This window comes from Acinetobacter schindleri (genome assembly GCF_010918895.1).
Classification (GTDB): Bacteria; Pseudomonadota; Gammaproteobacteria; order Pseudomonadales; family Moraxellaceae; genus Acinetobacter; species Acinetobacter schindleri.
On sequence record NZ_CP044483.1, the window covers coordinates 1,012,365 to 1,038,553 of the forward strand.

Annotated in this window: 27 protein-coding genes and 1 tRNA gene; 8 read left to right on the plus strand and 20 right to left on the minus strand. The window is 40.7% G+C overall.

Going from position 1 to position 26,189, the window contains the following annotated elements; genetic code table 11:
• Nucleotides 1-208 precede the first annotated feature (208 nt).
• Nucleotides 209-652, plus strand: a complete 444-nt coding sequence (locus tag FSC11_RS04930; RefSeq protein ID WP_163165500.1) for a hypothetical protein — start codon at nt 209-211, stop codon at nt 650-652.
• Between the two features lie 22 nt (nt 653-674).
• On the opposite strand, the gene FSC11_RS04935 is transcribed toward FSC11_RS04930, so the two are convergent.
• On the minus strand, nt 675-1,106 hold the full coding sequence (locus FSC11_RS04935; RefSeq protein WP_163165502.1) for a PaaI family thioesterase: 432 nt from the start codon (nt 1,104-1,106) through the stop codon (nt 675-677).
• 154 nt (nt 1,107-1,260) lie between these two features.
• Between FSC11_RS04935 and FSC11_RS04940 the strand changes: the two genes are divergently transcribed.
• Nucleotides 1,261-1,671 (plus strand): GFA family protein, encoded by a 411-nt coding sequence (locus FSC11_RS04940; protein WP_004892283.1) that lies wholly within the window; start codon nt 1,261-1,263, stop codon nt 1,669-1,671.
• 106 nt (nt 1,672-1,777) lie between these two features.
• On the opposite strand, the gene FSC11_RS04945 is transcribed toward FSC11_RS04940, so the two are convergent.
• Complete coding sequence (locus FSC11_RS04945; RefSeq protein WP_004815219.1) at nt 1,778-3,013, minus strand: pyridoxal phosphate-dependent aminotransferase; 1,236 nt, start codon at nt 3,011-3,013, stop codon at nt 1,778-1,780.
• Nucleotides 3,014-3,267: 254 nt separating this feature from the next.
• Nucleotides 3,268-4,095, minus strand: coding sequence for a type I methionyl aminopeptidase (gene map, locus FSC11_RS04950; RefSeq protein ID WP_004892289.1), 828 nt, complete (start codon nt 4,093-4,095; stop codon nt 3,268-3,270).
• 208 nt (nt 4,096-4,303) lie between these two features.
• Here map and rpsB point away from each other — a divergent pair, with 208 nt between their 5' ends.
• The 3 genes from rpsB (at nt 4,304) to FSC11_RS04965 (ending at nt 6,664) form a co-directional block, all read left to right on the plus strand.
• Nucleotides 4,304-5,050: a 30S ribosomal protein S2 gene (gene rpsB / locus FSC11_RS04955; RefSeq protein ID WP_004892292.1), complete on the plus strand. Its 747-nt coding sequence runs from the start codon at nt 4,304-4,306 to the stop codon at nt 5,048-5,050.
• A 141-nt stretch (nt 5,051-5,191) separates the two neighbouring features.
• Nucleotides 5,192-6,070 carry a translation elongation factor Ts gene (gene tsf / locus FSC11_RS04960; protein WP_004815225.1) on the plus strand — a complete coding sequence of 293 codons (879 nt, stop codon included), beginning with the start codon at nt 5,192-5,194 and terminating at the stop codon, nt 6,068-6,070.
• A gap of 84 nt (nt 6,071-6,154) precedes the next feature.
• Entirely contained in the window at nt 6,155-6,664 is a 510-nt protein-coding gene (locus FSC11_RS04965) for a DUF3465 domain-containing protein (RefSeq protein WP_163165504.1), read from the plus strand.
• 33 nt (nt 6,665-6,697) lie between these two features.
• Here FSC11_RS04965 and FSC11_RS04970 read toward each other — a convergent pair whose 3' ends face one another.
• From FSC11_RS04970 to FSC11_RS05000, 7 genes are all read right to left on the minus strand, one after another.
• A complete protein-coding gene (locus FSC11_RS04970) occupies nt 6,698-7,153 on the minus strand; it encodes an Mpo1 family 2-hydroxy fatty acid dioxygenase (RefSeq protein ID WP_004815228.1) in 456 nt (151 codons plus the stop codon).
• Nucleotides 7,154-7,384: 231 nt separating this feature from the next.
• Nucleotides 7,385-7,996, minus strand: a complete 612-nt coding sequence (locus tag FSC11_RS04975; RefSeq protein ID WP_004815231.1) for a septal ring lytic transglycosylase RlpA family protein — start codon at nt 7,994-7,996, stop codon at nt 7,385-7,387.
• A 288-nt stretch (nt 7,997-8,284) separates the two neighbouring features.
• Complete coding sequence (mltB, locus tag FSC11_RS04980; protein ID WP_163165507.1) at nt 8,285-9,286, minus strand: lytic murein transglycosylase B; 1,002 nt, start codon at nt 9,284-9,286, stop codon at nt 8,285-8,287.
• Between the two features lie 295 nt (nt 9,287-9,581).
• Entirely contained in the window at nt 9,582-10,232 is a 651-nt protein-coding gene (locus tag FSC11_RS04985; RefSeq protein ID WP_004892307.1) for a hypothetical protein, read from the minus strand.
• 19 nt (nt 10,233-10,251) lie between these two features.
• Nucleotides 10,252-11,067: an NADPH-dependent 7-cyano-7-deazaguanine reductase QueF gene (queF, locus tag FSC11_RS04990; protein WP_163165509.1), complete on the minus strand. Its 816-nt coding sequence runs from the start codon at nt 11,065-11,067 to the stop codon at nt 10,252-10,254.
• Nucleotides 11,067-11,840, minus strand: a complete 774-nt coding sequence (locus FSC11_RS04995) for an ABC transporter permease (RefSeq protein ID WP_004815236.1) — start codon at nt 11,838-11,840, stop codon at nt 11,067-11,069. Before FSC11_RS04995 ends, queF begins: the two co-directional genes overlap by 1 nt.
• The gene (locus tag FSC11_RS05000) at nt 11,837-12,772 is read right to left on the minus strand and encodes an ABC transporter ATP-binding protein (protein ID WP_163165511.1); all 936 of its coding nucleotides are present in this window, start codon (nt 12,770-12,772) and stop codon (nt 11,837-11,839) included. Before FSC11_RS05000 ends, FSC11_RS04995 begins: the two co-directional genes overlap by 4 nt.
• Before the next feature lie 189 nt (nt 12,773-12,961).
• On the opposite strand from FSC11_RS05000, the gene FSC11_RS05005 reads away from it, so the two are divergent.
• Together FSC11_RS05005 and FSC11_RS05010 are read left to right on the plus strand one after the other, a co-directional pair.
• Nucleotides 12,962-13,037 (plus strand) — tRNA-Arg (locus FSC11_RS05005).
• 288 nt (nt 13,038-13,325) lie between these two features.
• The gene (locus FSC11_RS05010) at nt 13,326-13,505 is read left to right on the plus strand and encodes a hypothetical protein (RefSeq protein ID WP_420867676.1); all 180 of its coding nucleotides are present in this window, start codon (nt 13,326-13,328) and stop codon (nt 13,503-13,505) included.
• A gap of 243 nt (nt 13,506-13,748) precedes the next feature.
• On the opposite strand, the gene FSC11_RS16395 is transcribed toward FSC11_RS05010, so the two are convergent.
• From FSC11_RS16395 to FSC11_RS05055, 9 genes are all read right to left on the minus strand, one after another.
• A complete protein-coding gene (locus tag FSC11_RS16395) occupies nt 13,749-14,045 on the minus strand; it encodes an MFS transporter (protein ID WP_262478168.1) in 297 nt (98 codons plus the stop codon).
• A 185-nt stretch (nt 14,046-14,230) separates the two neighbouring features.
• Nucleotides 14,231-14,512, minus strand: a complete 282-nt coding sequence (locus FSC11_RS16455) for a hypothetical protein (protein ID WP_163165513.1) — start codon at nt 14,510-14,512, stop codon at nt 14,231-14,233.
• Complete coding sequence (locus FSC11_RS05025) at nt 14,509-16,068, minus strand: PepSY-associated TM helix domain-containing protein (RefSeq protein ID WP_163165515.1); 1,560 nt, start codon at nt 16,066-16,068, stop codon at nt 14,509-14,511. Before FSC11_RS05025 ends, FSC11_RS16455 begins: the two co-directional genes overlap by 4 nt.
• A gap of 3 nt (nt 16,069-16,071) precedes the next feature.
• Nucleotides 16,072-16,350: a hypothetical protein gene (locus tag FSC11_RS05030; protein ID WP_163165517.1), complete on the minus strand. Its 279-nt coding sequence runs from the start codon at nt 16,348-16,350 to the stop codon at nt 16,072-16,074.
• A 43-nt stretch (nt 16,351-16,393) separates the two neighbouring features.
• Nucleotides 16,394-17,005, minus strand: coding sequence for a DUF4198 domain-containing protein (locus tag FSC11_RS05035; RefSeq protein ID WP_163165519.1), 612 nt, complete (start codon nt 17,003-17,005; stop codon nt 16,394-16,396).
• 71 nt (nt 17,006-17,076) lie between these two features.
• On the minus strand, nt 17,077-19,233 hold the full coding sequence (locus FSC11_RS05040; protein ID WP_163165522.1) for a TonB-dependent siderophore receptor: 2,157 nt from the start codon (nt 19,231-19,233) through the stop codon (nt 17,077-17,079).
• 512 nt (nt 19,234-19,745) lie between these two features.
• Nucleotides 19,746-21,014 carry an OprD family outer membrane porin gene (locus FSC11_RS05045; RefSeq protein WP_163165524.1) on the minus strand — a complete coding sequence of 423 codons (1,269 nt, stop codon included), beginning with the start codon at nt 21,012-21,014 and terminating at the stop codon, nt 19,746-19,748.
• A gap of 71 nt (nt 21,015-21,085) precedes the next feature.
• The gene (locus tag FSC11_RS05050; RefSeq protein ID WP_163165526.1) at nt 21,086-22,435 is read right to left on the minus strand and encodes an MFS transporter; all 1,350 of its coding nucleotides are present in this window, start codon (nt 22,433-22,435) and stop codon (nt 21,086-21,088) included.
• A 413-nt stretch (nt 22,436-22,848) separates the two neighbouring features.
• Nucleotides 22,849-23,658 (minus strand): IclR family transcriptional regulator domain-containing protein, encoded by an 810-nt coding sequence (locus FSC11_RS05055; protein WP_163165528.1) that lies wholly within the window; start codon nt 23,656-23,658, stop codon nt 22,849-22,851.
• A 154-nt stretch (nt 23,659-23,812) separates the two neighbouring features.
• On the opposite strand from FSC11_RS05055, the gene pobA reads away from it, so the two are divergent.
• A complete protein-coding gene (gene pobA / locus FSC11_RS05060; RefSeq protein ID WP_163165530.1) occupies nt 23,813-25,006 on the plus strand; it encodes a 4-hydroxybenzoate 3-monooxygenase in 1,194 nt (397 codons plus the stop codon).
• 137 nt (nt 25,007-25,143) lie between these two features.
• Here pobA and pcaU read toward each other — a convergent pair whose 3' ends face one another.
• Entirely contained in the window at nt 25,144-25,968 is an 825-nt protein-coding gene (gene pcaU, locus FSC11_RS05065) for an IclR family transcriptional regulator PcaU (RefSeq protein ID WP_004892336.1), read from the minus strand.
• Nucleotides 25,969-26,189 lie beyond the last annotated feature (221 nt).

A 26,189-nucleotide genomic window follows, 5' to 3' on the forward strand; every position in this document is an offset into this window, starting at 1 on the left:
ACAGGGGTCAAGCAAAAACTTCTATATTTATTGCAAATATAGTTTGTCTGATTTTAATTTAGACAATCAATTATAAAATTCAAAAAAAGCTTGTCAGCGCATAAGCGAATTGCTAAATTGAAAATATAAAGTCGTTTGACCAGATGGTCAAACAGTGTGGATTTAAACCTACTTGCCAGCACAAAAATGGCTAAACCGGAGAAAGCGAATGAATACGCTCACTATCCCTCAAATTTTCGCCCAACTGTCTTTCTATCAAGAAAACTACCTTGATATTATTCAAGATTCTACCCGATATTTTACTCCTGTTCATGGCGCTGAAATCCGTTTATGGCCCTTAACTGCAAAACAGTTGTATTTGGGTGACTTGTTACAATTGTGGTTTGCAGAAAAATGGCTGGTTGAGAAGGAACGCCAATTTAGCTTTGAAGTATTCCTGAATGCGCCTGAAATACAGCCAAAAGATCTGTTTATTTATGCTATTTCGGGCAATCTCATTACGGGTTCAAATCAGTCTAAAGTTTGGCAGACATCTACTGCACAGACTCAAGAATTAAGTCTGGCGAATGTCTCTAGACATTATTTTGAGTATCAGGCTTTGACTCAACCAAAAGCTGTTCAAGCACCGCATGCGAAGTGGGGTATGCTTTAAGCCTTTCTTAAACTAGAAGTTTTTAACGAAAAATCATACAGGTGGCTGTTGCATGAGCATAAAGCTTGCCATCTTCATCGATAATTTTTCCTTCTGAGATTGCAAGATTTTTGCTGGTATTAATGATTTGACCAATAGCCGTCAATGGTCTGTTTTGGGGAATGGGGCGACACATTTTAATATTGAGATTAATCGTGCCATATCCTGCGCCTGCTTCTAAAACGGTATGAATTGCACAGCCTGTTACGGTGTCCAGTACTGTTGCAGCAAAGCCCCCGTGTACACCGCCTAAAGGATTTAAATGGTGTTGATCTGCCTGCACCTCAAACGTGACCTGACCACTTTCAATTAAAGTAGGTTTCATGGGAATGGTTGTTGCCATAGAAGGCATCGGCAGGTTGCCATTACACATTTCTTGCATAATCTGTAAACCTGATAGATTCTTGATATCCATTGCTTGCTCTTGTTATTTTAGATTTTGGAATGATCTTTAAATTCTAGATGGATGGAGGCTCAGGCATCAATTAAAAATTGTATGATTGGAGTATGCAGGGTTTATACCTTGGCTTAAAAATAAATATAAAAAATAAGTTCAATGAGGAATACTGATGAAAGCAAGATGTTTATGTGGTGTGACTCGGTTTGAAGTACAACTCAGGAATCATGAAGTTGCTGCCTGTCATTGCTCGATGTGTCGCCGCCAGACCGGTGGGCCATTAATGACTATTGATATCGAAGATATTCATTTTGTCGATCAGCAGTATTTATCTGTTTTTAACTCTTCAGAATGGGCGGAGCGTGGCTTTTGTAGGGTTTGTGGTACTTTTATTTTTTGGCGGACCAAAGATCATTCATTTGCCCATATCAATGTGTTTACATTGGAGGAATTACCTGAGGATCTGGATTTTAATCTAGAGATCTATGTGGATCACCAGCCAGCCTTCTATTTATTTAATAATCAAACCCAAAAAATGACTGAAGCTGAAGTCATCGAGATGTTTAATTCGGATCGCTCATAATTTTAGTTTTGAAAGTGCAAAATTTAAGATTAAATTTAAAGAGAACAAATAAAAAACCCGCGATAAACGCGGGTTTTTTATTTAAAAACTTGAGAAAGTCTCTAAATTATTTAGCAGCTTTTTCAGCTTCGATAGAAGCAATCGCAGCATCTACGCCTTCGATTGAATCAGCAGCTTTCTTGATACGAGCAAGTGCATCAACCAGTACTTCGTCAGCAGTTGCGTAAGAGATACGCATGAAGCCGCCTAGACCGAATGCATCACCAGGAACGACTGCAACACCAGTTTCTTCCAGTAACCAAGCAGAGAATTCTGTGCAAGATTTAAGACCTTTGGCACGAATCAATGGTTTGATGTTTGCGTATGCATAGAATGCACCGTCCGCAGGTAGGCAAGAAATACCATTGATATCATTTAAGCCTTTTACAACCAGGTCATGACGACGTTTGAATGCTTCAATCATTGGCTCAAGTACGTCTTGAGGACCATTCAATGCAGCTTCAGCAGCAACTTGCGAAATTGAAGTCGGGTTAGAAGTTGATTGAGACTGGATTTTCTTCATTGCGCCAATCAGTTTCGCAGGACCAGCTGCGTAGCCGATACGCCAGCCTGTCATTGCATAGGCTTTAGACACACCGTTTAATACGATTGTACGGTCATAAAGGTCTGGCGCAACAGTTGCGATATTGTAGAACTCGTCATCCCAACGGATTGGTTCATACATGTCATCAGATGCGATATACACTTCTGGGTATTTACGCAGTACTGCAGCTAAGGCTTCTAGTTCAGCTTTCGTATAGATCATGCCAGTCGGGTTAGAAGGGCTGTTCAATACCACTAGACGAGTTTTGTCAGTGATCGCCGCTTCTAATTGTTCAGGAGTAATTTTGAAACGTTGTTCTTCACCACATTTCACAATAACAGGAACACCTTCAGCAATGATCACCATATCAGGGTAGCTTACCCAGAATGGTGCAGGGATGATGACTTCATCACCCTTGTTTAACAAGGCAAGTGCCAGGTTAAAGAATGATTGCTTGCCACCACAAGAAACCAGGATCTGGTTTGCTGCATAGTCAAGGTTGTTGTCACGTTTGAATTTGGCAATAATGGCTTTTTTAAGACCTGGCGTACCGTCTACAGCGGTGTATTTGGTGAAACCGTTGTTAATCGCTGCAATTGCTGCATCTTTGATGTGTTGTGGTGTATCAAAATCTGGTTCACCTGCACCCAAGCCAATTACGTTATGACCAGCAGCTTTAAGTTCAGCAGCTTTGTTAGTCACAGCAAGCGTTGGGGACGGTTTGATGGCATTTACACGATCAGAGAGACGTACGTCCACGGCAGTATTCCTTCTTATAGGGATTAAAAAATAAAAAGCACAATATCTTAGCCTATATTGGTGCACATTAGGCAAAAGAATTTATAAAACTTTACGGAAAAAGTGTTTTGATAGCCGAAGTTTATCTTGAACTTCGATGTTAAGGTGCAGTAACTGAAGGCTTTCAGGCTAAACTTAAAATCTATAAAATATGTGAAATATAAAATAAAAAAGGCTACCTGAGGGTAACCTTTTTTGTGCACTTCCTGTAAGGATTATGCCGTAAAACGTGACAAATCTTCTTCAGGGCGGGCAGTCAGGACTTCTACGCCATGTTTTGTTACTAAAAGAGTGTGCTCATATTGCGCAGATAATTTGTGATCCTTAGTCACAACCGTCCACTTGTCACCAAGCAATTTGGTTTGCCAAACACCCGCATTGACCATTGGTTCAATCGTAAATGTCATACCTTCTTCTAAGATCATACCGGTATTTGGCTGGCCATAATGCAGCACTTGCGGTTCGTCATGGAAAGTGGTACCGATGCCATGACCGCAGTATTCACGTACTACGCTAAAACGTTCAGATTCCACATATTTTTGGATCGCATGACCGATATCACCCATGGTTGCACCTGGCTTAACTACTGCGATCCCACGATACATCGCTTCTTGAGCGACTTTACATAGGCGGTTCGCCAGAATAGAAGTTTCACCCCCCACGATGTACATCATGTTGGTATCGCCATGAAAACCATCTTTGATGACAGTCACGTCAATATTAAGAATATCGCCTTTTTTCAAGATCTTGCCTTCAGAGGGAATACCGTGACAGACCACATGGTTGACTGATGTACAGATGGTATGCTGGAAAGCAGGACGGCCTGGCGCTGCGCCATAGCCCAGACATGCTGGAATCGCATTCTGTACATTTACAATATAGTCATGACAAATCGTATCCAATTCAAGCGTTGATACACCTGGTTTGATATGCGGTTTGATCATATCCAAAACTTCTGCCGCCAGTCGTCCAGCTACACGCATCTTTTCGATATCTTCAGCGGATTTAATTAAACGACGGGGAGCTTGATAAGTAGTGTTCATGATCTCTAAAAACTTTTGGAAATTTGTGTGCGACTATGGTATAAATAGCCGCCCATTTTATCAAATGCTTTTTCGTGAATATATTTGCGTAGCTTGATGAATGGTGTATTAAAAATCCGCACATATATCGTCACATTACTCTGGGTGCCCGCAAGGGTGGAGAATGCGGATATATGGAGGCCTAACCCAAATCTTTAAGGTAAAGAAAATGGCAGATTACAACGTAAGCATGCGCGACCTTCTACAAGCTGGCGCGCACTTTGGTCACCAAACTCGTTTCTGGAACCCAAAAATGCGTCAATATATCTTTGGCGCGCGTAACAAAATTCACATCATCAACCTTGAGCACACTGTTCCTGCGTTAAATGATGCTTTGAACTTTGCTAACCAATTGGCTAGCAAAAAGAACAAAGTTTTGTTCGTTGGTACTAAACGTGCAGCTTCTGCAATTATCCGTGAGCAAGCTCAACGCGCTGGTCAACCATACGTTGATCACCGTTGGTTAGGTGGTATGTTGACTAACTGGAAAACTCTTCGTCAGTCAATCAACCGTCTAAAAGACCTTCAAACTCAATCTCAAGACGGTACTTTCGCTAAGCTGACTAAACGTGAAGCTCTTGAGCGTACTCGTGAGATGGAAAAACTTGAACGCGGTCTTGGCGGCGTTAAAAACATGGGTGGTTTACCTGACGCACTATTCGTAATCGACGTTGATCACGAAGCAATTGCAATCAAAGAAGCTAAAAACCTTGGTATTCCTGTAATCGGTATCGTTGATACAAACTCTAACCCAGACAACGTAGATTACGTTATTCCGGGTAACGACGATGCGATCCGTGCAGTTACTCTTTATGCTTCTGCTATGGCTGACGCGATTCTTGCTGGTAAAGAATATGCTCAATCACAAGCAAATGCACAAGCTAAAGCAGAAGAAGCTCCAGCTTCTGAGGCTTAATGCGTTAGACGCTAGCTTGTCATTTTTGCGACACGTGATGGTGGCAAAGTAAGCGTCGTGTATGCAGGCGGCCCATGAGAATCCTCTGGGCCGTTTCTGTTCTATAAAGAATTCATTTTCTACCGAATTTAGGAGATAAACATGACTGCAGTTACAGCAAGCATGGTTAAAGAATTGCGTGATCGTACAGGTCTTGCAATGATGGAATGTAAAAAAGCTTTGACAGAAGCTGGTGGTGACATCGAACTTGCGATCGATAACCTGCGTAAATCTGGTCAAGCAAAAGCAGCTAAAAAAGCTGGTAACATTGCTGCTGACGGCGCGATCACGATCGCTCAGGAAGGCAACAAAGCAATTCTTTTAGAAGTAAACTGTCAAACTGACTTCGTTGCTAAAGACGAAAACTTTGCTGGTTTCTCTGCTAAAGTTGCTGCTGCTGCTCTTGCTGCTAACGAAACTGATGTTGCTAAAATCGCTGAACTTAAACTTGAAGATGGCGCTACTGTTGAAGAAGCTCGTATCGCGCTTGTTCAAAAAATCGGTGAAAACATCCAAGTACGTCGTGCGAAAATTGTTGAAGGCGAAAACCTTGCAGTTTACAAACACGGTCTTAAGATCGGTGTTGTTGTGTCTTATACAGGTGACGACGCGACTGGTAAAGGTATTGCAATGCACGTTGCTGCGTTCAACCCGGTTGCAGTTTCTGCTGAACAAGTTCCAGCTGAGCTAATCGCGAAAGAAAAAGAAATCGCTGAAGCGAAAGCACTTGAATCTGGCAAACCAGCAAACATCGTTGAGAAGATGGTTGTAGGTTCTGTTGAGAAATACCTGAACGAAGTTGTTCTTGAGCGTCAACAATACGTTATCGACAACGACAAAAAAGTTGCTGAAATCCTTAAAGCAACTGGTACTACAGTTGCTCAATTCACTCGCTTCGAAGTGGGTGAAGGCATCGAGAAGAAAGCTGAAATGAGCTTTGCTGATGAAGTTGCTGCTGCTCAAGCTGCTGCTGCTCAATAATTTTTACCTTTAGGTAAAAGTTAGAAAAGCCCCATTTAATGGGGCTTTTTTTATGATTAAGTCATTACTGATCAGGGGAGAATTATGGTAAATAAAACAAATATAGGGATTGGAGTAGTCATCGTACTATTGGTTGCTGCTTATTTAGGGCTTGATCTGTCTGAGCCCAGGCAACTGACCAATACTTTCACACCTGTACAGGAAGCTACTGAACAACATAAACAGCAGCCTGATCGTGCAAATATTAATACGGTAGATACGGGTACTGCACGTATACAACAGGCTTATCAGCAAAGACAAAGTGATATTCAGGTTCAAGGTGCAGGCGAGGTGATTGCGATATTAAAAGATGATAATGAAGGGTCTCGTCATCAGAAGTTTATTTTAGAACTAAACAATGGCCATACCGTGCTGATCGCTCATAATATTGATCTGGCACCGCGTATTTCAAATATTCAAAAAGGCGACGTGGTCGAATTTTTTGGTGAATATGAATATAGCGAAAAAGGTGGGGTCATTCATTGGACGCATCATGATCCAAGCCGAAAACATGTTGATGGCTGGTTAAAACATCAAGGAAGAACCTATCAATAAGGTCCTTCCCATGAAGGAAAATGAGAAATAGCGCTAAATGCGCTTCATTTCGCTTATTTGGCGACTTTTCCAAAAAGGAATTACTTTGCCTAGATAGGCATCCATGCACCAAATCGGGCCAATAAGAAGGAATTGGAGGTCTTTAAAAAAAGAAGGCTTTTTCCCTTCCACTTTATGGCCATAAAACTGGCCAACCCAGGCAAAAACAAATAGCCCGATATAAAAACCGACGCCAACTGGCAGGATCCAGATCAACCAGGCCATAACTAAAGTCAGTGCTGCCATAGCAACCGCCAATACAATATCAAGACGCGTATAAAAGATCATCGCCAAGACAACCAGTAATGCAGTGAGTAATGCACTGAAGTGAGCAAGAATACCGATAATAGAAAAATAGATGGTGGGAACGCAGACCCAGTGGATCAGCTTGTTAGTCTTGTTCTGATGACTGTCGCTGTATTCATCAAACCATTCCGTTACAGTTTTCATTTTCCACTCCTGCTGCTTCTATTTCTTAAAATATAAAGCAGAACAGGGTGGTGGTCAAAACGCACTCGTCAGGAAGTCAGCTTACTGGAGAAAGACCAATAGACGAGCAGGGCAGATAAGAGCAGTAACAGTACACCTGAAATAAGTTCTAATTTAAGCACAGCAAATCATTCCATAAAAAAAAGCCACATTATCTGTGGCTTTTGGTCAAATGCGTTAATAAGCTAAATCTTAAGAGTTTGGCCCTTGTACACGCTCAATACTAACTTTGGCAGTACCCGCATTGGTGATGCCAATTTGCTTGGCTGCACCATAAGATAAATCAAGTACACGGTTGCCATGGAATGGACCACGGTCATTTACTTTCACTACCACACTCTTACCATTGTTCTTGTTAGTCACACGAATGTAACAATTCAATGGGAGGCTGCGGTGAGCTGCAGTCATTCCGTTCATGTCGAAAGTTTCGCCGCTAGCCGTTTTACGACCGTGGAACTGACGACCATACCAAGATGCTGTACCAGTCTGGCTGAATTTACGAACTGTGTTGGAAGCAACAGTGTTCAGTTTTTCAATCACTGAAGGCTCATCTTCAGGGATTTCAATTTTAGCTGCAATCGTTTCACGACGAACTTTATCGCCAGAACGCTCAGTGATTGAAAGGCTGTTTAAATTTGTAAAGTTTGAATTGAAGCTTTGAGCTTCACGATTCAGAACACGTGTGGCAACACGCGAACGGTCATTATCATTATTTAATGATGATGACTGAACCAATTCTGCCTGCGACTGCGTCAGTGTGACGGTCGTGGCAATGGCCATTAAGTATTTGATTGAAGAATGCATCGAATCAACTCCTAGCAGCGGGTTCAAAAGGTTAATCTAAAGTGCTGAAAAACCAAGTAAACGAGCCTGATATTTAACTTATGCAACTACATTTGACGAAATGGATAATATTCATGCCGGTAATAGCCTGTCTAGTCTTTAATTAAAATAGTCTTGAAAAGAACGTAAAATAAACAATAATTGGTTAAAAAATAATCATAATTGTAACAAAGTATGAAAAAAGTCCAGAATTTGAACTATTTCTCATAAATATTTGTTGACTTTTGTGTCTTGCGGTAAATAAGAGCCTTATCGACTCACGATTTCTGTACCTAATAACCACAAAGCAGTGGCGTACATTCGGCTGCGATTATAGGTGGTAATCACCTGAAAATTTGGATAAGTAATGTAGTAAATCGGTCCATAATTTTCTTGCAATTGAATGACATTGACCAAATCCAGATCGTCGATTTTTACGATCGGATTCATAGGACTAATTCCTTGAGTTTTTAATACACCATAGGGTGTTGGCTGGGTCAGGTCCTTGGCAATTATTGCATCCGGATTTGAACCAGCATAACGTGCAGGGAAAGCAATTGGCTGGTTGCGTTGCCAGCCATGCTGAGCCAGATAATTGGCAATTGAACCAATAGCGTCCACAGCAGAGTTACGAAGATCAATATGACCATTGCCATCATAGTCGACACCAAACTTGGGAATATTGCTTGGCATAAACTGAGGATAACCGATCGCACCGGCATAAGAACCCACTACGGAGTTGGTTGGCACCCCATCTTTATATGACCAGGCAATCAGAGCAGAAAGCTCATCCTGAAAGTATCCATTGCGGCGATCACCATTAAATCCAAGAGTGGCTAATGCATCACGGGTGATAAAAGAACCTTTGTTGCTACCAAAACCGGTTTCTACTCCCAGAATCCCAAGAATAATCGCCTGTGGTACACCAAACTGCTGTTCAGCACGATTCAGGGTATCGGCATACTGCTGTTTAAAATGCACACCACGCTGAATGGTACTTTCAGCCAGAAAATTGGTTTTATAGCTATACCACGGTTTGCTTTCACCAGGACGGCTCATGATGCTCAGCACATTCGGCAAATTGCGTGTACCATTCATGGCCCAGTCAATCTGTTCATTACTTAAACCATACTGTTGCATGGTTTTGATTTTAAAAGCGGAATAAGAGGGATGCGTTTGGAAATCATTGGCTTGGCTAAAACTACTAAAACTTAGTGCAGCGAATACCAGAGAAAGTCGTTTAAGTTTTTTATAAAAATGTGGTTTTAACATCTGACAGTGATTTCCAATTTCATGAATGAGTTGGCAATAAGGGGCATCCTGCACTTCTATTTATGCCTGAGAAAAGAGGCAAAAAATCGATAAAATCTTGTAAACAGAACACAATTGCTCAGGACTATCAAAGATAACATTGACTGTATAATGACATCCAACCGCTTTGACAAAAAGAGACAAAGTATGGCTATTTTTAACGCATTTTTCTTGTGAAGATGCGTTTACTGTAACAAGCTATTTCATTGGCAATAAAAAAGCCCGACATCAGTCAGGCTTTTTTGATCAACTTATATTAAGAATAGAACAAAGTGTCGTGGTATTCCGCCATTGCCTTTAGTTCATCCTTGTTTAATTTCAGGATGATTTTATCAGCAGCAATGTTGATTGCCTTGATCACTGCAGAAGCACCGATATCGGCCGCTTTACGTTTAATCATGCCCAGATCCAGGGTTTTGTTAAAATCCACCATGAAATGACGCACAGTCGCCTCACCAAACTCTTTATAGAGATTGCTCAAGGTCTGTTTATCGATTTCATTGCCTGCTTTTACTTCAGCAAACTGGTACTTAAGGCTAGTGACCAGATTGGCATCCAGAGATTCACCGATACGGATGTTGCCTTCAGGATCCTTAAACAGACTGCGTTCAGAAAAGGCAATGGATTCACGTACCACATCATTGGGAGCTTTGCCCAATAACTGCTTGAGCAAGACTGCTACCGTGGACTTGATATATCCTGCCAGTTTTTCCGCAGTATCACGCTTATCACTTGCTGGAAACTTGCGTACAAGTTCAGTCAAAATAGCATCAATGATCTCATCATTGATCATTAATGCCGTTTTGTCACGAAGTGGATACAGCGGTTCGCTGGAATTTTTATTTTTCTGTGCAGTCTGAATTGTATTTAAAAGTTCTGCTGAAGGAATAAATCCAAAAAAAGGCATCGTTAAACCTCAATGTTTCTTATTGTCGCGCTAAACGAATAGGGCGAGGCATCCATGTGGAGTCCGATACACGGCAAGGGTTGATATCCAATCCACCACGGCGTGTATAGGTCGCATATACCATCAGCTTTTCCGGTTTTAGATTTTGCCAGATATCGGCAAATATCTGTTCCACACATTGTTCATGGAAACCGTTGTGCTGACGATACGAAATAATATAAGCCAATATGCTCTTATAACAAGGTTTTTTACCTTGATAGCGTATAAATACTGTACCCCAGTCTGGTTGTCCAGTGACTGGACAGTTACTTCTTAATAAATGTGAATATAGCTGAACTTCGACATTTTCATCACTTTCATTATCTAGAGCCAATAACGTCGCATCAGGATGATTTTCCAGACGTTCTGGGATCAGTTCATCCAGGCAGATTCCTTCAGGCTTGGAAATGTCCAGTTCATCTACATGGAACAGATCTAGCTTTACGTCCGCTTCAGCGGCTTTAGATAAATCCTGTTCGACTGTCGCAATAAAAGCTGATTTAGACTCAAACTTGGCAAAATTCAGGCTATTGAAATACAGCTTAAGAGACTTGGATTCGATCAAATTTGGAGAAGATGCGGGTAAAGTCATTCGACCAATTGTGACCTGTGGTACACCGGCAGCATTTAACCAGGATATTTCAAAAATATGCCACCAGTCCGTACCTTGTTGAATAGCTTCAATATGAGCATATTTCTCACGCGCAGGTGCACGTGAAATTGGGTACAGAATCTCCGGTTGATATTCTGTTGGATAGTTGGTGTCTTTACCAAGAAGAGAATGTTCTACACTCATTATTCACGCATTCCTGAACCACGAGACAATAAATAGTAAGCAATACCGTATAACACAGCACACCAGAAGGTAATTACAGCCAATGAAATGGAAACATTGACATCGCTATGACCTAAAATGCCGAAACGGAATGCATTCACCATATAGACGATCGGGTTAATTAAAGAGAGATTTTGCCAAAAAGGGCTTAAAACACTGATGGCATAGAATACACCACCTAAATAAGTCAGGGGAGTCAGCACAAAAGTGGGGATAATCGAGATGTCATCAAAGGATTTGGCATATACCGCATTAATAAAGCCACCCAATGAAAACAGTAGCGAAGTAACGAGTACTGTATATATAGTGACGAACCAGTTAGTAATATATAAGTCAGTAAAAAATAGACTCATGCTGGTCACAATAATTGCCACCAAAATACCACGTGCCACGCCACCTAGAACATAGCCCCACAGGATTGCATGTAGCGGTACCGGACTCATAATCAGTTCTTCAATGCTCTTTTGAAATTTAGAACTGAAGAAGCTAGAAGATACGTTGGCATAACTGTTGGTAATGACCGCCATCATGATCAAACCGGGCACAATGAACTGCATATAGCTAAAGCCGCCCATTTCTCCAATCCGTGAACCCACCAGATTACCAAAAATCACGAAATATAAAGTCATGGTAATGGCAGGTGGAAGTAGGGTTTGGGGCCAGATCCGCATAAAGCGGCGGATTTCTTTATAAATGATGGTATAGAGGGCAACGCCAAGCTGATTTAAATTCATTGCGCAGCTCCATTGAGGTTTTTCTCAACCATTTTCACAAACAATTCTTCAAGACGGTTGGATTTGTTACGCATACTACGTACTTGGATGTTTTGTGCTTCGAGTAACTGGAACAGCTCATTCATACTATGTGCTTTATCTAAAGTGACTTCCAATGTCATTGGATCGACCAGATTAAACTTCACACCAATAATATCGAGCTGGAGAGGTTCGATTGGTTCGGCCAGATCGAAGATAAAGGATTCTTCATTTAGCTGATTGAGGAAGTTCTTCATGGTGGTATCTTCTTTAATGACACCACGGTCAATGATTGCAATCCGGCGACACAGCATCTCTGCTTCTTCTAAGTAGTGAGTGGTCAGAATGATTGATGTACCTTTATTGTTCATCTCATTCAGAAAGTCCCACATCGAGCGACGCAGCTCGATATCGACACCCGCCGTTGGTTCATCCAGAATTAACAGTTTTGGTTCATGCATCATGGCACGGGCGATCATCAGACGACGCTTCATCCCGCCTGAAAGCATGCGTGCCTGTGTAGCGCGTTTTTCCCACAAACCTAGTTTGTTTAAATATTCTTCGGCACGTTCTTGAGCAACTTTCTTTGGAATACCGTAATAACCCGCCTGCGTAACAAGGATGTCGAACGTTTTCTCAAACTGGGAGAAGTTGAATTCTTGTGGTACTACGCCTAAACACTGTTTCGCTTCAGAAGGGTGGGTATCAAGGTTATGACCAAAAATTTCAACAGTCCCAGAAGTTTTTCTTGTTAAAGAACTAATGATGCCGATGGTTGTAGATTTACCTGCACCATTCGGGCCGAGCAGGGCATAAAACTCACCCTCTGGTACATCCAGATTAATACCTTTTAATGCTTGAAAGCCATTGCGATAGGTCTTTGACAAATCCCTTAAGGTCAATGCATCAGTCATGGAGATCTCAAATGGTGAAAAATTGAGATATTGTGAGTGATCTGTATAAATAAGCCAAGTGATTGAGTGGGAATTCTTTTATAAAGGTGTGAGAAGATTGTTCAAAGCGTAGTCACTAAAATCACTAGCTTATATATAGTTGTTTACCTTATGCGATTTTTTGTTATGATGTGCGCACTCCTCATATAAGCGCTCATAGCTCAACTGGATAGAGTACAGGTCTCCGAAGCCTGTGGCGTGGGTTCGAGTCCCGCTGAGCGCACCATTTCTGTGTTTGATCACATCCAACCTAATCCTAATATTATTAAAAATTAATAACTTATATCTATCTATTATCCGATAATGTCCGAAGGCGTTTTAGGATACCGTAAACTTTTACGGTATTTTTTACGGTACATTCCATTTCTGACAAAAATATACCGTAAAAATGCCTAAATTAGTTGTCGGTTTTATAGACTCAAAAGTTGGCGAGTCAAAAATAAGGGATGCTTCTTAGCTCCCTTATTTTTGTTTTCTTGTAGACTAAAAATATCTTTTGGCCTAAGTGTCCGTAATGAATACAATAGACTGCTACAATAAGCATGCAGAAAAATTTACAGCTTCAACGTTTGAAGTTGATATGGAAAGTCTATATCAGCCATTTTTAGCTGAGTTGTCTGAAGGTACTTGGATTTTTGATGTTGGTTGTGGCTCGGGGCCAGATATTCTGGCTTTTAAAAATAAAATCTATTAGGCCGATGCAAGAGATTATTCAGAAGAACTCGTTAAAAAGTAACTCAGCTTACAGGTATTCTTGTTAAGTTACAGAACTTTTATGAGATTTGGGTGCATTTCGTGCTGGTAGTATTTTGGTATTAGCTCCTTTTTTTTGCTGTGATTTTGGCCATTCCATTATTGGAGGAATGGCCAGAAACTGCGAGTTATATTGGCTTGACTGGATTATTGATTGCAATTTTTAAGCCATGGAAGTGGAAGTTTAGTTAATATCTTTCATACCACGACTGAGCAATAAACTGGTGAAACCTAAACTTGCCGCAATAAAAATCACCCAATTCATAGATGCTGGATGGTTATTAATAAAAAAGAGGCTGACGATAAGTTGTGGAATAAGAGCGCAAAAACCAATAACACCCAGTAAAGCAGCAGAATTGGTTAGTTCGTATATAATCCAAGCCAAGGCAACTTGTTGTATCCAGGTACCCAAAGTTGAAAGTGAATGACCAATAAAATAATTTCGGAAGTTTGGAGAACGTAAAGAACTAAAGGTATGCACACATTCACAATGTATAAGCTAATATATTAACTATTTTAGACTTTATTTATTAATATTAAAATAGAGTGATTCTGATGAATTTAATTTAGATCATTCCAGCTCCAAAATGAGGCTGTCTCATGTCTAGGATACTGGGAGCAATCCAGATTTTATATTCATACTGACGTATAGTGCAAATCGAATCTTCATAGTTTTTTTTCTAAATTGTTTATTTTTAGAATAAAGATAAACAGTACAGGGCTTAGAAATACCCATAAAGCCACAAAGCTAATACTCGAGCTAAACTGGGTACGTAATAAAAACATCGCGACGAATAAGAAAATACCCGCAGTGAATTTAGTGTGCGTAGGAAAATTAGCTAAAAAAGCGTAACGAGATTTTCGGGTTTTTAGGATCTGCTTTGCACTTACCGCATAAAAGGCAAAGCAGCTTAGCCATAAAAGAACGGTTACTGCGATCCATATCATGTGGAAGACTCCTGCTGCGCAGATTTTAGTTTGGCCTGAATTTTATTGACCGCCTTTTGCTGAATGGGCGTAATTTTCTGGTGTAAAAAGAGGGCAAGCAGTGCCAAGCTCCACAACATCAGATCGATTCGCAGAAATGGCCAGTAAGTTGTAAAAGAATCAATATAATCATGGAAAATGAGATAATAAATATTGATCAGCGGCAGCATAACAGCAGTACCAATCAGGATTTTAAGCTGAATTTTCCATAAATATTGCTGCGGTGTTAAACATGCCAGAATGAAACTGCCGAGCCAAATACTGAAAAAACTATAAATCTCATAATTTGGTGCACCTACAGGGATGCTGATAAAACGATTCGCATAGAGATAAGCCAGCATGGCAAGCGGCAAGCCAATGATCATGGTGATATTCAAGCGGTTCACTAAATAGTGTCCGATATGAAACCGCGCTGATTTTTTCTGCATCTGGCGTTTCAGACTCCACAGCAGCAGACCGGAGGCAATCATGGCGCAGCCCAATAGCCCAGAAAAAAACAGTCCTAAGCGTAAGACTGGCTCGGCAAAACGCGCCATATGCAAGCCATACATGCCGGCATTGAGTGTGGCAATTGCACTTTCATTGCGTGTACTTTCAAGCAATTTTCCGGTAGTCGCATTTAAAATAAGCTGTGCCTGATTTCGGGTAATGGAATGATCTTTGAGCTGAGTTAAGGTCATTTGTGCCAGCTGGGTATTGGGCTGCTTGACCGTGATATTGTCAAATTCCGCATGTCCCCAATGTTGCTGCGCCGTGGTGATAAAATGTTGAATTGGCAGCATCTCGGTTTTCACAGGAACTGAGGGGGTGGCTGATGTATTGATTGTGCGAATTTCTTCAAAATACTGAAAGGGATTGTCTGGATAAAGCTTTTTCATACCGGAAGGCAACACGATATAAAAGAAAATCGCCAACCCGGTAAATGTCATGGTCAAAAAGAACGGCAGAGCAATCACTGAACTAACATTATGAAAATCCAGATAAGAGCGCTGTCCTTTAAAGGCTCTTAGGGTAAAAAAGTCTGTCAGGATTTTTTTATGGGTAATAATTCCTGAAATTAGAGTCAGTAACATGATAAAGGCAGCAATCGTCACAATGAGACGACCAATCGTGTAGGGCATACCATAGAGCTGAAAATGAAAATTATAGAAAAAATCTCCCCCTTGTGTGGCTGAAAGTTGTAATTCTTTTCCTGTCGAAGCATTCAGGGTTTTGACTTCATAGCCACCATCCATTTTTTGCCAATAAACTTTATTCACAGGTGAATCTTGATTGGCAACTCCGATATACCAGTTTTGGGCGTCCGGTGCATGCTGCTGTAAATAGCTGTAAGCAGATTTTAAGGCAGTTTCCTGATTGACCTGCATTGTGGCAAATTCAGGCTGCATCCATAGACTGATTTCATGTCGGTAATAGGTGACCGCGCCTGTTAAAAAGATCGCAAAGAGTAACCAGCCAAAGCTTAAACCCAGCCATGAATGTAACCATGCCATGGATTGACGAACAGATTTATGCATGGTTTAACCTATGAAGCGGGAGAAGAGAAATAAAATAAGTAAAGGAATCAGGCTATAGATAGAAAGCTTTTTTAAACTTTGGATACAGAAGATTCCAATCACAAAACAGACATAAAAAATCAGGGCAGTAAATGCAGCCAAATAGACGGATTCTGCTTTAGGCAGAAAAGCCTGTAGAAAGTAAGCCAGATCGAGTGCGATCAAATAACTGCACAAGTAGCCCACCCCAAAGCTCATGCCTAAGCGATAGAGAATAGCGAGAGGCTGCATTACAGAAATCATATTTGGCCTTGAATAAATCTATACTGATGAAAATTTAAAAAACTTAATGAACAAAACTTAAAGTCGTGACCAGATACTGTTTTTTATAGGCCTGCTGATTCAATTTTCCTGCCTTGTCTGCTTCTTTGCCGACTTCAATAACATATTGACCTTTCCATGGCGTGGCAATGGTAATCTGGCCTTGGCTGTTGGTGGTGTATTTCTTTAGCCAGAATTGCGGAGAAAAGACCGTGACTTCAACATCTGCAGCAGCTTTACCCTGATACAGTACCGTAAATGTATTGCTATTGATTTTGGTCGGGACAATATCCAGTTCGGACTCAGCTTGCAGGTTCTGTCTACCTGCTTTGGCATGATAGCTCAGCAATGATTCTCCATAGATCAATTCATGACTGAGCTGGACATCTGTCTGGCCTTGGGTCGCATAAAGCAAATGATCTTGTTGCATTTGAGGACTAAAGCTTTTTCTAGACTGAACGGCCTTTGCTTGATTAAAAGACTTCAAGGCACCTTGCTGCGTTTCTTTAAGCTGTTCACTATATTCACCAAAGAACGCATGAGTCTGCTGATTTGTGCCACGTTCCAGCCAAAGCATATGCGCCTGAGCTGAAAGTGTCATAGACAGTCCGAGGGTCAGAGCGATCATTTTTTTCATTTGTTTTACCTGTTTTTGTGTATGTAGTGATGATTTAGCCCTGAACATGTCGTCAAGGCTAAGCTTGAAAATCAGTATTTAAATTTCACAGCAACGCTGTAATTTGCTGGTGCACCATAAAAACCTTGCTGATTGGGGAAATTAAACAAATATTTTTCATTGGTCAGATTGTTGCCGTTGGCTTGCAAGGTCATATGTTCATTCAGTTCATAGCTGGCCATTAAGTTCACGAGAGCATAGGCATCCTGCTCGATCACCCCGGCTTTCTGGGTAATCACTCCATTGGCGGTCGCTTCAGGTACATCCAGATAGGTTTGATCCTGCCACTGCACACCAAGGCCCAGTTTCAGTTTTGGAATTTGTGGCACCTGATAGGTCGTTAAAAGATTAAAAGACTGGGTCGGATTGAAGGTACGCGCATCACCGCCATTGATCAGATCTTTCAGGCTAAACTGGGTATAACCAAAGCTTAAGTTTAAATAGTCGGTCACTTGTCCTGCCAAGCCGAACTCGTAGCCTTGGGAACGCAGGTCACTAACCTGAGTCTTGCGTAAAGTCGGAATACCATCAGAATCACGAAGCGGATAATTACTTTGCTCCGTTCTGAACACGGCCATGGTGGCGGTAAGCTTGTCATCTAGCCAAGAGCTTTTCACTCCGACTTCATAGCTTTCACCTTCGATCGGTTTGTTAAGGCTACCATCCATTGCCTTGGTGGTTTGTGGACGGAAAATCGAGGTGTAACTCAGATAGCCTGTATATTCAGGGCTAAAGTTATAAGTCAGACCGGCATATGGTAAAACCTTATCTTCATCATAAACAGTATCTGTTCCATAACTACTCCCACTGCTTTCAGCCTGAACATAGTTCGCACCTAAAAGCAGTTTCAGATCATCATTGAAGTGTAATCGGGTTGCAGCATAAAGGCTCTGGTTCTTCTGCCGGATATGCATTTCACCACTAGTTTTCGACATATCCCAGGTTGGTTCTTCGGGTGTAAAGCTGGCTAAATCTGTGGTCAGCGGATTGGCAAAGCTGCCAGCATAACCCAATTCATCCAGACGATTTTTAGCCCAGACATAGCCCAATGAGGCTTCATGGCGTTGTCCCCAAAGCGGATAGGTACCGCTGAAACTCAGGCTGGTTTGTTGTTCTTTATTATCATCAATATACATGCCTGGGTAGAGGAAGATGCCTGAAGTGCCATTTGGACCGGGGTTGCCCAATAGGAACAAGAGTTTTGAATCCCGCTGAGTCTGTTTTTCATCATAGGTCAGTTTGGCTGTCCAGTCGCCACCCAGTTTTTGTTCAAGCTCGGCAAAGTAACTTTTAATATTGCTATCCCAGTGGGCCCAGCTTGGACTGTAATTATAATTCCGTGAGTAACTGAGCTGCTCGCCTTCAGTATTGATCAGTGGATTAGAACCCCAATTGACACCATTCGGCTTGTGATTAGTTTCGGTATAGCCAGCAGTCAATAGAGTTGTGTCAGTAATATCTGCCTCCACAACAGCACCTATGCCGTTTTTTTCCAGTTCATAACGATCCAGATAACTGTCGCCTGTTTGTTGATAGCCAAATACACGACCTCTGACTTTTCCATCTTGGGTGAGAGGAGAGGATACATCTACTTCATAGCGCTGCGTATTCCATGAGCCATAACTGGCATTAAAGGCTGTTTGAAGGTCGGATGTCGGGCGTTTGCGAATCATATTAATAGTTGCACCGGGATCGCCAATTCCATTATTTAAGGCATTCGCGCCTTTGACCACTTCTACACGATCAAACAAAAAACTGTCTGGATTATCATTATTATAATTATAGCCTTCGAGTGGAATACCAACGCCATCGACTAAAACATTTGAAATCTCGAAACCTCGGGCAAGGTACGAGGTCCGTTCTGTTTCCTGATTACTGACGATAATGCCAGGGGTATTGCGCAGTACGTCCCGGGTATTATCCAAAGCAAAGTCATCCAGCTGCTGGCGGGTAAGGACATTGACTGTTTGCGGCGTTTCCTTGAGTGGAATATTCAGTTTTGAAGCGGTTGACGAATTTTGGATGATATAAGCTTTACTCTGTTCAGAGCTGAGCTCACTCTGTTGTGATTCCGCTGTGACGGTAATCGTTGGTAGTTGCTGAGTATCATCGGCAAAACTTTGCTGTGTAATTAAAATCGAAAAACTGAGTAAAGATAGCTTAAATGATGAAGGAACAGTGTAAGACATTTTAGTTAATGTGAGTGATAATGATTATCAGTAATATTATTGTTTAATATCTTTTAAAGCAATCTAAACACAATAGAAAATATGAATGAAAAATGATTGAATGATAGGTAATTCGACAAGTAAAATTTGGATCTAAAAAGAAAGAACAATAAAAGGATCCCCTAAAAAATGTTTTATTAACTTACTTTTTGCTCCTGCCATAATTTTTTTTATATACTGCCTATAATTTTTCAAATTCTGAATTTGAATGTGAACAAGATTTTAAAGTGATTCAATGCAGTAAATCTAAGTTGGGCCAAAATTGGGTTAATGAATTTTTGTATTCTATAAAATTAATTTGAAATGAATAGGTTAGGTTTTGAGTTCAATTGATGCCATCTTAAAAATAATAATTTAATCTATTTAATTGATCTAGTTTTTAATGTATTTCAATAAAAGTAAACTAGGATCTGACACTACTCAAAAGAGTAGTGTCAGATCAAGACCTTTTATTTTTCAAAATCAATTGAGATTTATTTAAATTTCCAAGTGTAATCAATATTTACACGAGTTTCATTATCAGAACGGAAAGCCATACCTTGTGCAGGCATATCATTACGATAATGACTGTAACGCGCGCGCAGGTTTAAGCCTTCAAGCTTACCTGTTGGAATCCGATAGCTTAAATCGAAATCTAGTGCATCTTGTTCAAATTCTTCGCCCGGTAGATTTCTAATTTCAATATCCACTCCTTTACTATAACGGGTCATAAATTTAAGACCATTAAGTGCCGTGTCTTTAAAATCGTAGTCATAACGGACGTGGTAGACTTTTTCATTAATATTCGTAAAGTCAGCACTCATACTGTCTAGGAATACTGCAGGTTCAGCCCCTGCTAATGTAGGTAGGGCAGTATCACCAAACGATTGCATATAGCCAAGACTAAACGTGTGATTGCTACGATTCAAACCGAAGATTCCGCTGAAGTGCTGGTTCTCGATATCACCTGCAAGGGCATCACCTGAATCTTCACTCACGAACAAACGTAAATCAGATAGGAAATTACCGATGCCAATATCATGTTTGGTTTTTAGACCCAAGAAACTTTGTTGATATACATCATGTAAGTCTGCATGAAAAATTTGTGTCGCAATCTGATCATTTACCTTATATTCAGCCCCTAACATATGCAGGCCAGAAGATTCAGCAGTAGTGTTGAACCGTCCATTAGGATTACCTACTCGAATTTTTTCATAGTTAGTAGAATCTCGCTGGTTGACACGGTCTGTATAAAGGGCGTGAACCTTCAAGTTTTCTATTTCATTAAACTGGAGATGAGCACCACGATAGTTCTGCTGAAATAGACGGGCAGGGCTGGAAAATAATACAGGAAACATCGGTGTTAATGTCCCTACATGTAAAGTCGAGTCCTGTACTTTTGCCTTGGCGGTCCAACGGATTTCACCATATTGGTCAGCACGCTTTCTGTCTTTGCCCACAGGTAATAAACCTGAAGCAGCATACTCATTGACACTATCACCCAATAAGTTAAAACCTACCAGGCCCAGAATATCTACACCAAATCCGACAACCCCTGGCGTATAACCAGAATTTGCTTTCAAGATAAAACCCTGTGCCCAGTCACGTGCTGCTGGAAAATCATCTCCACGCTTATAATCACGATCAAAATAGAAATTACGTGCTGTCAATGTGATCTGTGAATCATCAGTAAAACTGTTTGCAAACGCAGGAGCTAAAACTACAGGCGAAAGTATCCCCAAAAAGATTGCAGAAAATCTCATAATATTGTCCCTATATATTTAAATAGAGCTGAACTTCATGTTCAGCTCATCATAATGAAGCGATAAAAGTGTTATGAACTTACAGTTGAGCTTTGGAAATTCAGTTGAGCTGCGTGTTTATTTTGTAATTTTGACAGGCTTAGAACAGTCATAATCGCAAGAACAAAAGCACCCGCATAATAGCCATACAGGGTAAGGGAAGAAATACCGCCGTCTAAGAATGCACCAGCAACCAATGGTGATAAAATTCCACCAATACGACCAAAACCAATTGCAGAACCTACACCGGTAGCACGAACATCTGCTTCATAAATTGATGGGGACATAGCATAAAGACCTGCCACACAGCCATTTGACAATACGCCCAGAAAAACAGATAGGATAAAGGCAATGGTAAGTGTGCTAGTACTATTCACAAAGAGCAGAATTAAAATAGCGGTTAATGCCAGGAAGGCAGCTTGCACATAGAATATACGTACACGTGCACTGATGAGACCAATCAGGGCTGCACCAAACATCCCTCCCGCGCTGATCAGTACACCTGCAGTCACCGCTTGTTCAGTCGTCATGCCATTTGCAGACAAGATTTTTGGTGTCCAGCTCATTACGAAGTAGAAGCCAAACATCACGAAGAAGAAACTTAACCAAAGAAAAATAGTTTGTAAGCCAAGACCGGCAGTGAATAATTTGGCAATTCCTATTTTAGGCTTTGCTGTATTATGGATAACTTCAGGAAGCTGAGGAATACGAGTTAAACCAATACGTTGGCAGAGATGATTAATACGATCCAAAGCATTTTTTGGCTGTTTGACCAGCAGGTAGTCAAGTGATTCAGGTAAAGTGAAGTATGCTACCACCAGCATTAACATGGTCGTTAAGCCACCTGCAAGGAACACAGAACGCCAGCCGAAATGGCTGATCAAAGCAATTGCGATCATACCACCAATAGTTGCACCAATTGCATATCCAGTGGACTGCAAACTTACTGCCAAGCTTCTCCAGCGTAAAGATGCATATTCACTGGCAATCACATTACTGCTCGCTAAAATACCACCAATCCCCAGACCAGTAATAAAACGCATAATACCGAGTTGAGTTGCATTCTGTACTAGTGAAGCAGCAATCATGCTGACACCACTAATTAGTAGACAAAGCAGGATTAATGGGCGACGACCAATTTTGTCTGCCCAAGGTGCCAGGAATAAAGAACCAGCCCCCATACCAAATAGACCAGCACTTAATAAAGCACCTAATTGCGCACCTGTAAGTCCCCATTCAGCTGATACCGATGATGCAGTGAATGCCATCACCAGCACATCAAAGCCATCGATGACATTTAAAAGAACACAGATACCGATAACAAACCACTGATATCTATTCATGGTTTTGTTATTCATTTCCTCACGAGGGTTCTGAACCATTTACTTTCTCCATGGATTTAGACACCTATCGCGGGGATATGAACCTATCAACGAATATCAATAATTGATTCATTTAATCAGCCCTACCTAGCCCTTAGGTGTCATCCTAGTAATGTTTTTAATATGTTCATCGCACCAAAACCCGTCCATGTTTTGTTGCTGAAGTTTTAATCAGCAAATCTGCGATATGCAAAATGTAGCATTATTGGATCCAAATTCAAGCATAAAATAAATGTTTTAATCGTTTTTATGGATTAATTGGATCCACAGATCCTAGGAAATCATTGAATAATCGAGTGAAATACTAGGAATTAAAAAGTATGAATACAGGCATTCATTTTGTAAAAAACAATATGTATGATCAATTACTCAGCATATAAAACATAAATGAGTATAGAAATCATGCAATATCATCAAAGTATGGCACGCAAATCATGAGCAGTTTGTTTGAGCAATGGAAGGATATTTTGTATTAAATAATTGGCATCAATCCGATTGCTTGAGCCAATACAGTTTAGCGCAGCTACAGTATCTCCCTGCATATTTAAAATCGGTACGGCCATCGCAGTGATTCCTAATTCATGTTCCTCTGTAGAAATACAGTAATCAAGCTGACCCACTTCCTGCAATATTTTTAAAAATACTTGAGGATCCGTAATCGTGTAAGGAGTGAGTCTTTTCAGGTTGAATTTATCTAGCCATTGCTGTTGGGCTTCAAAACTTAAACGTGAAAGCAATATTTTACCCGTTGATGTTGCATAAGCAGGCAGGCGATTCCCCAGATGTACACCAAGCGGACTAAGTTTGCTGGTATCAATTTGGGGAGCAATACTTTTTGCGACAGGTACGACTTCATGCTCATCCAGCACTACCACCGAATAGCTTAAAGCAGTTTTTATGCTTAAGAGATTAAGCATGGGCTGGGCAACTTTCGGTAAATATGCAGAACTGAGATAAGCACTGGAAAAGCGTAGCACCTTATAGGTTAGCCAGTAAAAATGTTCATCTGTATCGAGATAACCTAGAAATTTGAGTGTACGGACATAGCGTCGTGCCGCAGTACGGCTTAGTCCGGTACGTTCAGCAATCTGAGTAACATTGAGCTTTTGACGTTCAATACCGAAGCATTCTAGCAAACTTAAACCTTTTGCTAGACCTGCAATGTAATCATCATATTGAATAGACTCATTATTATTCTCACTAAAAATTACATCCTTGCGCAATTATATATCCCTCATTAGTTAATTTCTTAAATATCTTGTCCGATCATCGGACAAAAGTCACCTATTTCGGTAGGGATTGAGGCTAAAGTCTAGGCAGAAACATAAAAATTTCTTAGCTTGTAAAAAAGGATGGCTATTAAGGAATTGTCAGCATATGGAAATTTTAAATACTAAAGTCGCAATTATTGGTTCAGGTCCAGCAGGATTATTGCTTGGACAATTACTCTATAAAGCCGGTATTGATCATATTTTAATTGAGCAGCGTAGTGCTGAGTATGTAGCAAGCCGTATCCGTGCTGGTATTCTCGAGCAGGTATCTGTTGACCTTTTGGCTGAAGCCGGTGTAGATGCTCAACTCAGAGAAAAGGGCTTACCACATAACGGTATTGAAATTCTAACCAATGGTGAGAAACACCGTGTGGATCTAACCCAACTCACCGGAGGTAAGCAGGTCACTGTTTATGGTCAAACTGAAGTAACCAAAGACCTGATGCAAGCACGTACTGAAGCGCAATTAACGTCTTTCTACGAAGCAAGTAATGTACAAGTTCATGAATTTTATGGTGAGCAGCCTTCGGTGACATTTGAAGATGAAGGCCGTCAGGTCACGGTTCAATGTGATTTTATCGCTGGTTGTGATGGCTACCATGGTGTATGCCGTGCAAGTGTTCCTGAAGATAAAATCAAGACCTTTGAAAAAGTGTACCCATTTGGCTGGTTGGGTGTACTTGCAGATGTACCACCAATAGCAGATGAGTTGATTTATGTACAATCTGAACGTGGTTTTGCATTATGCAGTATGCGTTCAAATACACGTAGCCGCTACTATTTACAGGTCCCATTAACAGACAAAGTTGAAAACTGGTCAGATGAGCAATTCTGGGAAGAGTTGAAAAACCGTCTTGATCCTGAAAGCCGTGAAAAGTTAATCACAGGTCCTTCAATTGAAAAGAGTATTGCACCATTACGTAGCTTTGTAACAGAGCCAATGCGTTTTGGGAAATTGTTCCTGGCAGGGGATGCAGCGCATATTGTGCCGCCAACAGGTGCTAAAGGTTTAAATCTTGCTGCATCAGATATCGCATTCTTGTCTAAAGCCTTGATTGAATACTATGACAATGGTTCAGAAGCCGGCATTGATAGCTATTCGGAAAACTGTTTAAAACGTGTCTGGAAAGCAGAACGTTTTTCTTGGTGGATGACACATTTACTTCATCGTTTTGAAACAGAAACTGAGTTTGAACATAAAATCAAACAAGCAGAATTAAGCTACATTTTAGGATCAGAAGCAGGTCAGACGACACTTGCTGAAAATTATGTAGGCTTACCGCTACAAAAAGCGAGCTAAGTGCAAATTTAAAGACTTTTGTTATTTAAATCTGCGCTAGATTCAAAACACATCGAGTTCATTTGAGCTCGATGTGTTTTTTTATTTTAGAGAGAAGGTATTCATTTACAACATTAACATTCTATCTAGAAAATGGCTTAAACAAATTGACGGAATTCACGCGCTGTTTGTTGTAGTAAAGGCAAAATATGCTGTTGTAAATATTCTTTACTGGTACGTCCAGTAGGAGATACGATATTTAAAGCAGCAACCACATCGGCACGGTGATTATAAATTGGAACTGCGAGCGCATGAACACCAAGTTCATGCTCTTCTGCTGAATAGCAAAATTCATCAGCACGAATTTGCTGTAATAGAGCTAAAAATGCCTGATTATCTGTATAGGTGTATTTGGTCAATGATTTTAAAGGATATTGCTCAAGCCATTCTTGCTGTGACTCAGGACCTAAATAACTCAATAAAACTTTTCCTGCTGAAGTAGCATGCGCGGGTAACCGATTACCGAGATGTAAGCCATAAGGATTGACTCGATCAGTTTGTTGATGGGCGGCACTACGCGCGATGGTAATCGCCTCAAAACCATCCAAGACCATCACAGAGTAAATTAATGAAGTTTGCTGGGTCAGTAAATTAAGAAGTGGTTGAGCAATCTTGGGTAACTGTGCTCCACTCAGATAAGCCCCTGAAAATTTAAGTACTTTGGGACTCAAAGAATAAAAATGTCCATCAAAATCTAAATAACCAAGATATTCCAGTGTCAGTAAATGACGACGTGCAGCAGCTCGTGTAAGTCCTGTCTTTTCAGCTGCCATACTAACGTTTAAACGATATCGATCATTGGCAAAGCAATCCAGAATCGCCAGCCCCTTACTTACTCCAGCAATAAAATCTTCATGACGAATTATTTTTTTATTTTCAGGATTCTGGATCAGCTGATCGCGGGCACCGTTATTGATTGTCATGTCAATTCCTTAATCTTCATATATTAATTCACTCACTATTTTTACAGTTGCTTTATTCAATTCTGAGAATTAATAAAATTTTTGTTCGATCATCGTGCAATGATTATGTAAACCGTACAAAACTATTTTTAAACCGTAGTCGAAAGCTTGGAATTTATCAAGAATAGATCACACAGAATCCTAAGGATTTTGGTTGGAATTTGTTCTCCGTCCAGAATGTG

Excerpts from the sequence above, each read along its gene's own strand:
- FSC11_RS04965 (WP_163165504.1), top strand. The coding sequence starts at position 6,155 with ATGGTAAATAAAACAAATATAGGGATTGGAGTAGTCATCGTACTATTG.
- pobA (WP_163165530.1), top strand. The coding sequence starts at position 23,813 with ATGGAAATTTTAAATACTAAAGTCGCAATTATTGGTTCAGGTCCAGCA.
- FSC11_RS04970 (WP_004815228.1), bottom strand. The coding sequence starts at position 7,153 with ATGAAAACTGTAACGGAATGGTTTGATGAATACAGCGACAGTCATCAG.
- mltB (WP_163165507.1), bottom strand. The coding sequence starts at position 9,286 with ATGTTAAAACCACATTTTTATAAAAAACTTAAACGACTTTCTCTGGTA.
- FSC11_RS04975 (WP_004815231.1), bottom strand. The coding sequence starts at position 7,996 with ATGCATTCTTCAATCAAATACTTAATGGCCATTGCCACGACCGTCACA.
- FSC11_RS05030 (WP_163165517.1), bottom strand. The coding sequence starts at position 16,350 with ATGATTTCTGTAATGCAGCCTCTCGCTATTCTCTATCGCTTAGGCATG.
- FSC11_RS04995 (WP_004815236.1), bottom strand. The coding sequence starts at position 11,840 with ATGAATTTAAATCAGCTTGGCGTTGCCCTCTATACCATCATTTATAAA.
- FSC11_RS05050 (WP_163165526.1), bottom strand. The coding sequence starts at position 22,435 with ATGGTTCAGAACCCTCGTGAGGAAATGAATAACAAAACCATGAATAGA.
- pcaU (WP_004892336.1), bottom strand. The coding sequence starts at position 25,968 with ATGACAATCAATAACGGTGCCCGCGATCAGCTGATCCAGAATCCTGAA.
- FSC11_RS05025 (WP_163165515.1), bottom strand. The coding sequence starts at position 16,068 with ATGCATAAATCTGTTCGTCAATCCATGGCATGGTTACATTCATGGCTG.
- FSC11_RS04940 (WP_004892283.1), top strand. The coding sequence starts at position 1,261 with ATGAAAGCAAGATGTTTATGTGGTGTGACTCGGTTTGAAGTACAACTC.
- tsf (WP_004815225.1), top strand. The coding sequence starts at position 5,192 with ATGACTGCAGTTACAGCAAGCATGGTTAAAGAATTGCGTGATCGTACA.
- FSC11_RS04935 (WP_163165502.1), bottom strand. The coding sequence starts at position 1,106 with ATGGATATCAAGAATCTATCAGGTTTACAGATTATGCAAGAAATGTGT.
- rpsB (WP_004892292.1), top strand. The coding sequence starts at position 4,304 with ATGGCAGATTACAACGTAAGCATGCGCGACCTTCTACAAGCTGGCGCG.
- FSC11_RS04930 (WP_163165500.1), top strand. The coding sequence starts at position 209 with ATGAATACGCTCACTATCCCTCAAATTTTCGCCCAACTGTCTTTCTAT.
- FSC11_RS16455 (WP_163165513.1), bottom strand. The coding sequence starts at position 14,512 with ATGATATGGATCGCAGTAACCGTTCTTTTATGGCTAAGCTGCTTTGCC.
- FSC11_RS05010 (WP_420867676.1), top strand. The coding sequence starts at position 13,326 with ATGAATACAATAGACTGCTACAATAAGCATGCAGAAAAATTTACAGCT.
- FSC11_RS05045 (WP_163165524.1), bottom strand. The coding sequence starts at position 21,014 with ATGAGATTTTCTGCAATCTTTTTGGGGATACTTTCGCCTGTAGTTTTA.
- FSC11_RS04985 (WP_004892307.1), bottom strand. The coding sequence starts at position 10,232 with ATGCCTTTTTTTGGATTTATTCCTTCAGCAGAACTTTTAAATACAATT.
- queF (WP_163165509.1), bottom strand. The coding sequence starts at position 11,067 with ATGAGTGTAGAACATTCTCTTCTTGGTAAAGACACCAACTATCCAACA.
- FSC11_RS05040 (WP_163165522.1), bottom strand. The coding sequence starts at position 19,233 with ATGTCTTACACTGTTCCTTCATCATTTAAGCTATCTTTACTCAGTTTT.
- FSC11_RS05000 (WP_163165511.1), bottom strand. The coding sequence starts at position 12,772 with ATGACTGATGCATTGACCTTAAGGGATTTGTCAAAGACCTATCGCAAT.
- map (WP_004892289.1), bottom strand. The coding sequence starts at position 4,095 with ATGAACACTACTTATCAAGCTCCCCGTCGTTTAATTAAATCCGCTGAA.
- FSC11_RS05035 (WP_163165519.1), bottom strand. The coding sequence starts at position 17,005 with ATGAAAAAAATGATCGCTCTGACCCTCGGACTGTCTATGACACTTTCA.